Origin of the sequence: Holdemania filiformis (genome assembly GCF_003459085.1) — a bacterium.
Classification (GTDB): domain Bacteria; phylum Bacillota_I; class Bacilli_A; order Erysipelotrichales; family Erysipelotrichaceae; genus Holdemania; species Holdemania filiformis.
This window is the reverse complement of record NZ_QRUP01000013.1, coordinates 13,863-27,369: the sequence shown is the minus strand read 5'-3', so window position 1 is coordinate 27,369 and position 13,507 is coordinate 13,863. Positions and strand designations below refer to the sequence as shown.

The following is a 13,507-nucleotide window of genomic DNA, read 5'->3' as shown; positions in this document are numbered from 1 at the left end:
TTCTCGGCGTTTTTTTCCGATTTATACCTGCTGGGAAGGAAAAACTACTGGAACTGAATCGGGGAGGCGATGTTGTTAAGCAAAGCCACAACGCTGTAGCCGGCAATTGCACTGGTGCGGGAATAGATCGCAATTTCCGCCTTGATTTCCTCGCCTTCCACCCGGATCGTATGGGTATCGCCGATAAAGCCCGGCGTACTCTCGATCTTCACGCCGGTATGCTCTGGCCCATTGGTGGCCAGCGACGTGGCTACAGCGACGTTCACCCGGCGGGGAAGCAGAGCGATCGCTTCCTTAGCGCTGCCTTCAAAAGCAGTCAGCGTCGTTTCGCTGGCCGCCATTTCTTCACGATAGACCGGCGTTGTGCGCAGATACTGCGGTCCGGTCTCGGAAGTGATGGAGGCTTCGATCGGACTCATCACAGCCGCGGTGCGCATTAAATCAAAACCCCCGATCGCGCCGGAAGCGATGTAAACCTTGCGGCCGGCCGCGCGCGCCACCGCCTGCACTTCTTCATAAAAATCAGCGTCCGCAAACGCCCCGATCGCCAGCGTGACGAAATCCGCTCCGCCTTGTAAAACCGCGATCGCATTGGCTTTCACGGCCTCGACGGAAGCCGCTTCGGCAACGATCTGCGGTTTCCACCTCAGCAGCTCCTCCAGTTGGGTTGTCCAGGCCACGCCGACCTCCTCCGCCAAGGCTTGAGCGGAATCCGCCGTCCGGCTGAGAATGCCGACCAGTTCATATTCCGGCATCTTGCCGGCTTTCCAGGCCCGCGCCACAATGCTGCCCAGCTTGCCAGCCCCTAAAATCGCAAATTTTGTTTTCATGTTCTTCTCCTTTGATTCCCTGTATGATTGAGCTTCTATGAAGCAAAGAGCAGAGACATTTTCTCTGCTCTTCCTTAAATTAATTTTTATCGTTCTTAATCGCTGCCTGCGCTGCGGCCAAGCGGGCGATCGGGACACGGTACGGACTGCAGGAAACATAGTTCAGTCCGACGCGGTGACAGAATTCGATCGAGCTTGGATCGCCGCCGTGTTCGCCGCAGATGCCCAGCTTGATGTTCGGGCGGGTCTTACGGCCCAGCTCTGCCGCCATCGCGACCAGCTTGCCAACGCCATGCTGATCCAGACGGGCAAACGGATCCTGCTCGTAAATCTTCTTGTCGTAATAATGCGACAGGAATCCGCCGGCGTCATCACGCGAGAAGCCGAATGTCATCTGCGTTAAATCATTGGTGCCGAAGCTGAAGAACTCCGCTTCCTCCGCGATCTCATCCGCTAACAGAGCGGCCCGCGGGATTTCGATCATCGTGCCGACCATGTATTTCATTTCGATACCGGAAGCGCTGATGATTTCATCCGCAACCTTGGTGACGATATTCTTGACATATTTCAGTTCGTTGACATCGCCAACCAGCGGAATCATGATTTCCGGCGTAATGTGATAATCCGGATGTTTGCGGTTGACGTTAATCGCCGCTTCAATGACTGCGCGCGTCTGCATTTCTGCGATTTCCGGATAGGAGATCGCCAGACGGCAGCCGCGGTGACCCATCATCGGGTTGAACTCATGGAGCGAAGTAATGATGCTCTTGAGATCGTCGATATTCAGGTTCATGTCCTGAGCCAGCGTCGCGATGTCATACGAGGAAGTCGGCAGGAATTCATGTAAAGGCGGATCCAGATAACGGATCGTGACCGGACGGCCTTCCATCGCCTCATAGATGCCTTCAAAGTCGGAACGCTGCATCGGCAGCAGTTTCGCCAAAGCCGCACGGCGCTGTTCTTCCGTGGAGGAAACAATCATTTCCCGCATTGCTTTAATGCGGTTGGAATCAAAGAACATGTGTTCTGTTCTGACTAAGCCGATGCCCTGAGCGCCGAAAGCGACAGCCTGCTTCGCATCCTTAGGCGTGTCAGCGTTCGTTCTGACCTGCAGCACGCGGCGTTCATCCGCCCATTTCATAAACGTTTCAAAATCGCCGGAGATCTGCGCCGGAACTGTTTTCACGGCTTCGCCGTAAACATTGCCGGTCGAACCGTCTAACGAAATCCAGTCGCCCTCTTTATAAGTGTGACCGCCGACAGTAAAGGTTTTTTCTTCTTCATGGATGTCGATTTCACCGCAGCCGGAGACACAGCAGCGTCCCATGCCGCGCGCGACAACCGCCGCATGCGAGGTCATGCCGCCGCGAACAGTCAGGATCCCCTGAGCGACGTTCATGCCTTCGATGTCTTCCGGCGAGGTTTCCAGACGAACCAGCACGACTTTTTTGCCCTTGTTGGCTTCCGTGATCGCATCTTCCGCACTGAAGACAACCTGACCGCAGGCCGCTCCCGGCGAAGCCGGCAGGCCGCTGGCAATCAGATGCGCCTGTTTCAATTCAGCCGGATCAAACTGCGGGTGCAGCAAGGCGTCCAATGCCTTCGGTTCGACCATCATCAGCGCTTCGTCTTTTGTAATCAGGCCTTCCGCCACCATATCGCAGGCAATCTTTAACGCTGCAGCCGCGGTACGCTTGCCGTTTCGGGTCTGAAGCATGAACAGCTTGCCATTTTCAATCGTGAATTCCATGTCCTGCATATCGCGGTAATGCTTTTCCAGCTTGCCGCAGATCTCCACGAAGCTGTTGTATGCATCCGGCATGACTTCTTTTAATTCGTCGATCGTCTGCGGTGTACGGATTCCCGCGACGACGTCTTCACCCTGCGCGTTCATTAAGAATTCTCCGAACAGTTTATTTTCGCCGGTCGCCGGGTTACGCGTAAACGCGACGCCGGTGCCGCAGGTGTTGCCCATGTTGCCAAACACCATCATCTGGACGTTGACGGCTGTTCCCCAGGAACCCGGGATATCGTTCATTTTGCGGTAGTAAATCGCACGCGGATTATTCCAGGAACGGAATACCGCTTCAACGGCGCGGATCATCTGTTCTTTCGGATCCTGCGGGAAGTCCTCGTTCAGATTTTCCTTGTAGAATTCCTTGAAACGCGCAGTCATTTCCTTCATATCGTCCGCATCCAGTTCCGTATCGAGCTTAACGCCCTTGCGGTCCTTGAGTTCGTCGATGATCACTTCAAACTTGCTTTTCGGCAAGCCCATGACGACGTCCGAGAACATCTGAATGAAACGCCGGTAACTATCGTAAGCAAAGCGCGGATTCTCCGTCTTTGCCGCGATCGTTTCGACGACTTCATCGTTAATGCCCAGGTTCAGGATCGTATCCATCATGCCCGGCATGGATGCGCGGGCGCCCGAACGAACGGAAACCAGCAGCGGGTTTTCCTTATCGCCCATCTTCTTGCCTGTCATTTCTTCCAGCGTTTTCAGATTGCGGTTGATTTCCTCCGTAATCTCCGGCGCAATTTTTTCTCCGTCTTCATAGTAACGTGTGCAGACTTCCGTCGTAACGGTAAAGCCCTGCGGAACCGGCATGCCCAAATTGGTCATTTCTGCCAGATTTGCCCCTTTTCCGCCGAGCAGTTCGCGCATTTTACCATTTCCTTCAGAGAAAAGATAAACATATTTTTCGCTCATTGTTCCTCCTTATAGGCGTATTTTCCAGCCAACTTTCATAGACTTATTATAGCGGAACTGACCAGGAATTTCCATAGTTTTTGTAAACGTTTACATATATTTGGTCTTACCAGATTCCCTTAAAATGACAAAAAAGCCTTTCAGAACTGGTCTGTTAGGCTTTTTTCAAATTTAAACTTTTTTTCAAATTCAAGGGTTGTTTGCCTGCTTAGCGCAGAAAACGGCGGATAAAACGGAACAGCCGCTCGTCATAATGCGGGCTGCGATAGGCTTCGCAATGTCCGGCCGCCGGTACGGTGTACAGCTCTTTTTCGCTGGCGCACGCGTAATAATTTTCGAACACCATGTCATACGGAACAAAATCGTCCTCTTCGCCATGGATAAACAACATCGGAACACGGCACTGCCGCAGCTGCTCCACCGCGCTGGCTTCCCAAACAGAGTAACCGCAGCGCATTTTGATCAAGGTTGACAGCCCGATCAGAACCGGCTGGGTTGCGATTCCAAACGCACTGCGCACCTGCTTTTCCGCAATCGCCGGGATGCTGGTATAGCCGCAGTCCTCAATCGCGCAGACAACATGATCGCTGAGATCTTCTTCGCCGCAGGCCATCATCACCGCGGACGCGCCCATTGACAGACCAAACAAGACGATCTGGCTGGTCGGATGCTCGCTTGCGATGCGGTCCGTCCAGGCGATCAGGTCGCGCCGGTCATTCCAGCCCATGCCGACATAATCCCCCTCGCTTAACCCATGCCCGCGCAGATCCGGCAGGAGCACGTTAAAGCCGGCTTCGTCAAACGTTTTCGCTCTCGGCAAAAGCGCCAGACTGTCCGCGCCGTAGCCATGCGCCATCACGATCCATTTGTCGCTGTCGGGATGGTTGAGAATCTGGGTTGCGTGCAGCCGCAGCCCGTCAAAAGAAGTCAGCGTCAGATCCTGCACCTGACTGGCCGCAAACCAGCTCTGCACCGCTTCCTGGCGCTGCCGGTGTTCCGCCCGCTGTTCTTCAGTCAACGCGTCCTCCTGCGGACCCATCGCAAAGAATTTTGGGCCGCGGCGGATAAACCGGTTATACGCCAGTTCGCAGACGCCGTAATAGCTGGCAGCCGCGCCTGCGGCGGCGCCGGCCGCAATCATCAATTTCGTTTTTGTTTTCATGGTTATCACCCGTTCCTATTATACCATGACTTCCTACCGCCTGCCGCATCTTTTACTATCCCCATTCCGACAGTTCGCAGATTTTGTCACTTCCCCAAAGTCTCGCCGCGGCGGCGATAGCGCATCACCACGACGCCGTCATCAATCCAGAACTGTTCCAGATGCAGCGCGATCGATGCGAAGCCTTCATGAAATAACCGCCGGCCCTGCCCCAGCAGAATCGGAATAATCCCGATGATATATTCGTCAACAGCGTCGGCTCGAATAAAGGGATCCGTTACGCCAGCCCCGCCGAACAGCCAGATATCCTTGCCCGGCTGTTTTTTCAGCGCCAGCACCGAAGCGACCAGATCCCCGCTGATCCACCGGGCTGGCGGCTCTAAAGCCAGCGGCTTGGAGGAGGCGATCCAGAATTGTTTGGTTTGCGGCTCTGCGACAAAGTCCAGCCCGCAGTCCTCATAAGCTTTTCGGCCCATCACAATCACGTCGACCTGGCTGGCAAAAGCTTCGATGTCGTAATGAGGAACTGTGTCCAGCCGACGGTCTCCCTGACCGCTGATCCAGGCGAAACCACCCTCCGGATCGCAGATATAGCCATCCAAACTCACCGCCAGATTTAAAATAATTTTTCTTTCTGCCATATTTTTCCTTTCTGATAAGCGCCATCGCTTATGACCCTTTCCGTTATCCCGATTTCAATATCTCCATCTTCTGTCTTCTGTCTTCTGTCTTCTGTCTTCTGTCTTCTGTCTTCTGTCTTCTGTCTTCTGTCTATAGCTTAACCGATTTTTTATCTTTGCGCGATCAAATCACAGAAAAACCGCGGCGTTTCAGCTTTTATTCTGAAATGCTGCGGCTCTTTCACCGCTTATCACTTATCGAAAACTTTCGAGCAAGGAAGTGCTGAACCTAAAACGTGTCGCTTTAACCTCACCATTTATTTTTTCTGCATCTGATTACAGCGTCAAGCAACACATCAAAGTTAGTCATCTCTGTCGGGCAGATCAAACCGAGAATTCCGTCGTTCGCGGGATCGCGCATCCTCTGCATAAACACGCCTTTGTACTGCGTTTCAGACACTTTTGAACTCGATCGTTTCGCAAGAAAACCCGGTCTGTGGACCGGGTACTTGGTAATTCTGCATGAAAGCTGAGATTTTTTTGACAGCGTTTATTTCTCAATTTCCCGCAAGCGGGTCTGGACGATGTCCAGCTGCTGCTTATAGGTTTCCAGCTTTTTGCGTTCCGCTTCGACTTTCTCAGCCGGAGCCTTAGCGACAAAGCGTTCATTGGAAAGCATGCCTTCCGCACGCTTGATTTCAGCGTTCAGATGCTCGGCTTCTTTTTTCAGTTTGGCTTTTTCCTCTTCCAGATCGACAACGTCGCTCATCGGAATGCTTAAAGAACCGCCTAAGATCGGACGGACGAGCATTTCCCCGTCCAGCTCCGCTTTCCAGCTGGCCTTGCACATCTTCTCATAAATCGAAGCGATCGGAGCGTCGACAGCGACCGGCTGGTTCTGCGCGTTCCGGATTGTCATCGCCAGCGGCGCGGACGGCTTCAGATTGTAATCGACACGGACCTGACGGATCGTCTTGATAACGGAAATCAGCTGATCGACTTCCTCGTTATGGCTTAAGTCCAGGCCTTCCACCGGCGTCGGCCAGGCCGCCAGGCAGCATGCTTTTTCGGTATGCGGCAGGACGCTGTAAATTTCTTCGGTGACAAACGGCATGAACGGATGAAGCAGACGGATGATCGCGCGCAGGCAGACGATCAGCGTCGACTGGGTCGCCCGCTTGACCTGGGCATCCTCGCTGTTCAATCCAGCTTTGCTTAATTCGATATACCAGCTGCAGAAATCATCCCAGATAAAGCTGTACAGCTCGTTGCCGACCAGTGCGAACTCATACTTGTCCATGTTGGCGGTCACCGAGGCAATCGTTTCATTCAACCGGTTGAGAATCCAGGTGTCAGTGATCGACAGCGTGCTGAGGTCGATGTCCTCGAGCGTGAAATCCTCCGGCATGTTCATCATGACGAAACGGGACGCATTCCAGATCTTGTTGATGAAGTTCCAGGACGCTTCCAGCTTTTCCTCAATGTAGCGCATATCCTGACCCGGCGTGGAATTGGTCGTCAGGAAGAAGCGCAGGCTGTCGACGCCGTGCTTGGCAATGACATCCATCGGATCGACGCCGTTGCCCAGCGATTTCGACATTTTGCGGCCCTGGGCGTCGCGGATCAGGCCGTGGATCAGAACATCCTTAAACGGCCGGGACTTTGTAAAGTAGCGGGCCTGGAACGCCATCCGGGCGACCCAGAAGAAAATGATGTCATAGCCCGTGACCAGCACGTCATTCGGATAATAACGTTCCAGATCCGGCGTCTTATCCGGCCAGCCCAGCGTCGAGAACGGCCACAGTGCGCTGGAGAACCAGGTATCCAGAACGTCCTCGTCCTGATTCCAGTTTTCAAGATCCTGCGGCGCTTCCGTGCCGACGTAAATCTCGCCGGTTTCCTTATGATACCAGGCCGGAATCCGGTGGCCCCACCACAGCTGGCGGGAGATACACCAGTCCTCAATGTTTTCCAGCCACTGCGTGAAGGTCTTTTCAAAACGCGGCGGGTAGAAGTTGATCTTTTCCTCAGCCAATTCCTGATGCTTCAGAACATCCTCGGCCAGCGGCTTCATGCGGACAAACCACTGCTTGGAAAGCATCGGTTCGACGATGACGTCGGTCCGTTCGGAATAGCCGACCTGATGGATATGTTTCTCGATGTTGATCAAATTGCCTTCCTGACGGATTTTTTCCGTCAGCTGTTTGCGGCATTCGAAGCGATCCATGCCTTCAAACTCACCGCAGCGTTCGTTCATCGTCGCGTCCGGATTCATGCAGATGATCCGCGGCAGATGGTGGCGTTCCGCAATCGCGAAGTCGTTTGGATCGTGGGCCGGCGTACATTTCATCGCGCCGGTTCCGAATTCGATGTCGATGTAGTCGTCGCCGATGATCGGCAGTTCATCCCCGTTTGCCGGGTTGACGGCGTGCAGGCCGATCAGATGCTTAAACCGTTCATCGTCCGGATGCACAACGACGCAAACATCGCCGAACATCGTTTCCGGCCGGGTCGTCGCAACCTGGAAGCAGTCGCCGGTTTCAACGACCTTGTAGTTGAACGTATACATCGCGCCTTCGGTTTCCTTATGGATAACCTCGATGTTGCTCAGCGCCGTCTTGGCCGCCGGATCCCAGTTGATAATCCGCTCGCCCTGATAGATCAGGCCGTCGTTGTAGTAATCGACAAAAACCTTGGCGACGGCTTTGCTTAAGCCTTCGTCCAGTGTGAAACGCTCGCGGGTGTAATCCAGCGACAGGCCCATCTTCGCCCACTGCTGACGAATATGCCCGGCATATTCTTCCTTCCAGTCCCAAGCCCGTTCCAGAAATTTCTCACGGCCCAGATCATAGCGGGAAACGCCTTCTTTTTTTAGGCGCTCATCCACCTTCGCCTGCGTTGCGATGCCAGCGTGGTCCATGCCTGGAACCCAAAGCATGTCGTAGCCTTGCATCCGCTTGTAACGGGCGATAATATCCTGCAGCGTCGTATCCCAGGCATGTCCCAGGTGCAGCTTGCCGGTAACATTCGGCGGCGGGATCACGATACAGAACGGATCCTTGCTTTTGTCGCCGGCTGTGAAATAGCCTTCTTTGATCCAGTTGTCATAGCCCTGTTCCACATCCAGATGGTTATATTTCGGGGCCAGTTCCTTTTTCATCAGTTCTTCCTCCTGTTTTTTATTTTTCTTTCGTTGAACAAAAAAAGCGCCCTGCAACAAGGACGCTTCACGCGCGGTACCACCTTACTTCATCTTTCTTCAAAGATGCGCTTTCACCGGTAACGACGGCATTCGGATCTTCCTACTTAAATTCAGAAAATCAACTTCCGGACGACTTTTCACTGCTTTTTCTGACTCCCTTGCACCCTCCGGGAGCTCTCTGATTTCCCAAAGCCGCTACTTCTTCCGTTCAACGTAGATGGCTTTATTATAGGCATTGGATCCACGCTTGTCAATCGAATTTCAACGAATTCCGACATCTAAGGAAAGGAAAAAAGCTGGAATACATCGAAAAAGCAAACCAACGACGTGCTAGGCGAAAAGTTCAGCCGCGCTTCTCAAAAAACTGCGGGCATTCCCGTTTCAGCATCGCCAGCGCGTTTTTCCAATACGTTTTTTCAACCTCCGACTCCATCGTGAAGTTCAGCTTATCCCTAGTCCAGTTTTCAGCCAGCGGGCCGAAAGTATCCGCCGGCACTTCGAAGCCCAGTTTTTCCATCACCGCTAAGGCAAACTCACGGAACGCCCCGCCGAACGCCGTCATGATGTTGCCCTCAACGACGATCGGCTCAAAGCGGAAATTTTCTTTTTCCATAAACGGCAGATCATCCAGCACTTCCTGATAAAATCCGCCGCAGTAACAAATCCCCTCTAACAAACCTGCCGCCGCTAATAAAACCGGGGACACGGAGATCGATGCGATCAGAATATCCGGCCGCTCCTTGAACCGGGCTAAAAAGTCCAGCTGGCACTGATCCTTCAACACTTCCGGGAATTCGCTGATACCGGGAAGAATCAGGCAGTCGATCTCGTCAAGGTTGACTTCATCATAGCTGAACTCGGGCAACACGGTAAAGCCTTCTTCCGTTTTTACCGGTTGATGATCCGCTGCGCAGACGATCATCGGTTTACCCAATCCGGCTAACCAATCGGCCAGGCAGCTGATCTCCTGCATGCAAAATGCCCGGTAGATCATGACTGCTGTTTTTTTCATTCAATACCCCTCCCTTGTCTTGTTTACTTCACTGTATCTGAATTTCAGCTGAATCGCAAGCTATTTCCTTCTTTTCGTTCTTGTTAAAAAGACAGATAACTCCGGTTTTGTTCTGATTTTACTCAAATTCAGAAAAAAGGACTGCGTCCAGTCCTCCTTACAACCATGATTGGCAGCTTGCAGATTGACCACTTACAGCGGCAGCAGAATCAGCGTCTTTTCCTCCAGCGGCTTGTTGTGATTGACGGCGATCAACTGCTTTTCATTCACCCCGTAGCGTTGGGCAATCGAAGCATAGGTATCGTTGATCTGTGCCAGCATATACCGGCTGGTCACGATGACATTCTCCGCATCGTCAAACAAATCTTCAATTTCTCCAACGTCCTCGTTGACGGCCGCTTCCGCCGGATCGTTCGTTTCTTCATCCATGACCGTATTTTCTTTGACAGCCGGTCCCTCCGCAGCCAACGCCTCTTTCTCCTGCACAGGCGCCGAGGCCGGAATGATCGGAGCGTCAGCCGGTTCTTCAGCCGCCGGTGGAGTCAGTTCCGCGCTTTCTGCCGCGGTCTGTGAAATCTCCGGCAGCAGTGACGGCTCCGGTTCTCGTTTCTCCGGCTGAACTTCCAGAATTGAGGTCGCCCGTTCTTCTTTCATGCCGTATACATTCAAATAAATCGTCACGATCATCTCGCGGCTTTCGATCCGGGCGTCGTAATGATGCAGCCGGATCCGGAATTGCGATGGATCCTGCAGCTTATCCAAGGGCGCCAGGACGTCCAGCGTGATTTCTTCGTTCAGCGGATAAGCGCCCTGTTCATCGGCCGCCTGCCCCTTGACCCATAAGGAGCCTAAAGCCCGGATCCCGTCGGCCTCGGTATGATATTGAATCTCGTTGGTGATCTGGCATTGCAGAATTTGATCGACCGGACGGCTGAGCTCCAGTCGTTTCTCAATTTTCATTGGTTTCATCTATGGTTCCTCCCCAGCATTCCTGCTTCAATTTCAGTGTATGCCAAACCGAGGAAAATATGAAAAAAGCCCGAATCACTCGGATTCAGGCTCTTCTGGATTGAATAAGGCGTCAATCGCTTCCAGCAGTTCTTCCCGGCCCTGCTTCGTGATGGAAGAGAACGGAATGATCGCTTCCGGCGCGCAGGCCAGAGCCTTGGCGATGACGTTGATCTGTTTGTTTTGCTGAAAGCGCGGCACTTTGTCCAGTTTCGTCGCGGCAACTACAAACGGAATTTCATAATAACGGGCATAGTCCGCCATCGTGATATCGTCCTCCGTCGGCGCGTGCCGCATATCAACTAAGAGAATCAGACCTTTTAGCTGTGAACGACTGGAGAAATAGTCCTCCATCATTTCGCCGAACTGGATCAGCATCTGCTTGGATGCGTTGGCAAACCCATAGCCAGGCACATCGACGAACATGAAGCGGTGATCGATATCGAAGAAATTCAACAACCGTGTCTTGCCCGGGGTGTTGCCGACATAGGCCAGCGCCTTGCGGCCGCACAGCGTGTTGATCAGCGAGGATTTGCCGACGTTGCTGCGGCCGGCCAGCACGATCTCCGGCAGTTCGCTTTCAGGCCAGTGTGCCTTGGACGGCGCGCTGACGATAAGCTCGGCTTCCCTGATCTCCATTTAGCGAACCAGCGCTTCCTGAATAACCTGGTCGACCGTTTCGACCGGAATGAAATGAATGTCATTCTTAACAATTTCCGGAACTTCGTCAAGATCCTTGACGTTATTCTTCGGAATGATCACCGTCGAGATGCCGCTGCGGTGCGCCGCCAGCGATTTCTCACGCAGACCGCCGATCGGCAGCACGTTGCCGCGCAGCGTAACTTCACCCGTCATTGCCAGATTCGCATGAACCGGCATCCGGGTGATCGCGGAAACCAACGCCGTGGTCAGCGTAACGCCGGCGCTCGGCCCATCCTTCGGCACTGCGCCTTCCGGACAATGGATGTGGATATCGTGTTTATCGAAGAATGCCGGATCAATCTTGAATTCGACAGCTTTGCTTTTGACATAGTCCAGCGCGATCTCCGTCGATTCCTTCATGACGTCGCCCAGCTGACCGGTGACGATGAGTTTGCCCTTCCCGTCGAAGTAAGTGACCTCGACCGGCAGGATATCGCCGCCGAAGGACGTATAGGCCAAACCGGTTACCACGCCGATCTGATCCTTTTTCTCCTTGACGCCGTATTCAAACTTTTCTTTGCCCAGCCACTCCACGATCAGCTTCTTCGTGATCTTGACTGAACGTTTGCCATCCTTCATGATCGCCAGAACGCTCTTGCGGCACAGCGAAGCGATCACCCGCTCCAACTGACGCACGCCGGATTCCCGGGTGTAATGACGGATCAGATAAATCAGCTCTTCCTCGCCCAATTTAAACTGACTCGCCTTCAGACCGTTGATTTCAGCCTGCTTGCGGATCAGATGCTCCTTCGCGATGCTGACCTTTTCCACCTCGGTGTACGAGGACAGTTCGATGATTTCCAAACGGTCGCGCAGCGCCGCCGGAATTGTGTCGAGCGTGTTGGCGGTCGCGATAAACATGACCTTCGACAGATCGTACGGTTCTTCCAGATAGTTATCGGAGAACAGCTTGTTCTGTTCCGGATCCAGCACTTCCAGCATCGCACTGGACGGATCGCCCTTGTAATCGCTGGCCATCTTGTCGATTTCGTCGATCAGGAACACCGGATTGACGACGCCGGCCTTCTTCATTCCCTGAATGATCCGGCCCGGCAGCGAGCCTAAATACGTCCGGCGGTGACCGCGGATTTCCGCTTCATCGCGCACGCCGCCCAGCGACGCCTTGACAAACTTCCGGTCCAGCGCTCTGGCCACAGACTTCGCCAGCGACGTCTTCCCGACGCCCGGCGGCCCGACCAGACACAGAATCGGCGCGTTCAGCGAATGGGTCATCTGCTTGACTGCCAGGTATTCCATGATCCGGTTCTTGACCTTTTCCAGACCGAAATGATCCTCGTCCAGGCGCTGCTGCACCAGCTTGAGGTCTTCGTTATCTTCGGTTTCCTGCCACCACGGCACGCCTAAGAGCCAGTCGAGATAAGTCCGCACAACCCCGGCTTCCCCGGATGCCCCCGGCAGCATTTCATACCGCGCCAGTTCTTCCCGGGCCTTTTCCTTGATCGCTTCCGGATATGGATTTTCCTCGATCATCCGGCGCAGTTCCTCGGAATCGTCGCTCTGATTGGACACATCGCCCAGTTCTTCTTTAATCGCGCGGAGCTTCTCGCGCAGATAGTATTCCTTCTGCGATTCGTCGATCCGCTCCTTGACTTTTTCATTGATGTTGTTTTCAATGTCGGACAGCTGCTTTTCTTTTTCCAGCTCCTGGATGATCATCATCAGCCGTTCGTTGACGTTCAACGTCTCCAGCAGCACCTGCTTCTTTTCCAAAGGCAGCGGGAAATACTGCGCGAACTGATCGGACAGCGTCGGGGCGGAAACGCCCTTGGTCAGCTGCGCAATGATCTCCGGCGGGAAATTGTTGGCGCTGGACGCAATGTTCTCGAATTCCTTAGCCACCCGGCGGATTAAAGCCATCTCCTCGAGATTATCGCCGGCTTCATCCGCAACCGGCAGCACCGTCGCCATAAACATTCTGTCCTCATCCTGAATCGAAACAAGCTTTGCCCGTTCCAGGCCGCTGAAGGTAATCCGCATAAAGCCTTCTTTACGGCGGATATTTTTGATCCGGCACAGCGTGCCGAACGTGTAGAGATCTGAAGGAGCAGGATTGTCAACCATGATGTCTTTCTGGCAGACGAGCCAGACATGACCATCGAACTTTTCTTCTGCTTCCTCAACGGCACGAATGCTCTTTTCCCGGCCGACCTCAATCATGATGTCCTGCTGGGGAAAAACAATGATTCCTCGTGTAGCGATGACCGGAACACTGATTTCCATTTTTTCGTTGTTCATTG

General features: G+C 53.5%; 9 protein-coding genes and 1 other annotated feature. All 9 genes read right to left on the bottom strand.

Translation table 11 applies throughout. The annotated features are described in order from the left end of the window. Positions 1-44: 44 nt before the first annotated feature. On the bottom strand, positions 45-830 hold the full coding sequence (locus tag DWY25_RS10885; protein WP_117895256.1) for an aspartate dehydrogenase domain-containing protein: 786 nt from the start codon (positions 828-830) through the stop codon (positions 45-47). A gap of 79 nt (positions 831-909) precedes the next feature. Further along, on the bottom strand, positions 910-3,543 hold the full coding sequence (gene ppdK, locus DWY25_RS10880) for a pyruvate, phosphate dikinase (RefSeq protein ID WP_117895255.1): 2,634 nt from the start codon (positions 3,541-3,543) through the stop codon (positions 910-912). 208 nt (positions 3,544-3,751) lie between these two features. Further along, complete coding sequence (locus DWY25_RS10875) at positions 3,752-4,705, bottom strand: alpha/beta hydrolase (RefSeq protein ID WP_117895254.1); 954 nt, start codon at positions 4,703-4,705, stop codon at positions 3,752-3,754. Between the two features lie 86 nt (positions 4,706-4,791). Next, entirely contained in the window at positions 4,792-5,346 is a 555-nt protein-coding gene (locus DWY25_RS10870; RefSeq protein ID WP_117895253.1) for a dihydrofolate reductase family protein, read from the bottom strand. A 529-nt stretch (positions 5,347-5,875) separates the two neighbouring features. After that, on the bottom strand, positions 5,876-8,485 hold the full coding sequence (locus DWY25_RS10865; RefSeq protein WP_117895252.1) for a valine--tRNA ligase: 2,610 nt from the start codon (positions 8,483-8,485) through the stop codon (positions 5,876-5,878). A gap of 55 nt (positions 8,486-8,540) precedes the next feature. Continuing rightward, positions 8,541-8,748, bottom strand: a binding site (T-box leader). A 122-nt stretch (positions 8,749-8,870) separates the two neighbouring features. Beyond that, a complete protein-coding gene (locus tag DWY25_RS10860) occupies positions 8,871-9,539 on the bottom strand; it encodes a DJ-1/PfpI family protein (RefSeq protein ID WP_117895251.1) in 669 nt (222 codons plus the stop codon). A 192-nt stretch (positions 9,540-9,731) separates the two neighbouring features. Further along, positions 9,732-10,508 (bottom strand): LysM peptidoglycan-binding domain-containing protein, encoded by a 777-nt coding sequence (locus DWY25_RS10855; RefSeq protein ID WP_117895250.1) that lies wholly within the window; start codon positions 10,506-10,508, stop codon positions 9,732-9,734. Positions 10,509-10,583: 75 nt separating this feature from the next. Beyond that, the gene (gene yihA, locus DWY25_RS10850; protein WP_117895249.1) at positions 10,584-11,186 is read right to left on the bottom strand and encodes a ribosome biogenesis GTP-binding protein YihA/YsxC; all 603 of its coding nucleotides are present in this window, start codon (positions 11,184-11,186) and stop codon (positions 10,584-10,586) included. Continuing rightward, positions 11,187-13,505 (bottom strand): endopeptidase La, encoded by a 2,319-nt coding sequence (lon, locus tag DWY25_RS10845; protein ID WP_117895248.1) that lies wholly within the window; start codon positions 13,503-13,505, stop codon positions 11,187-11,189. Positions 13,506-13,507 lie beyond the last annotated feature (2 nt).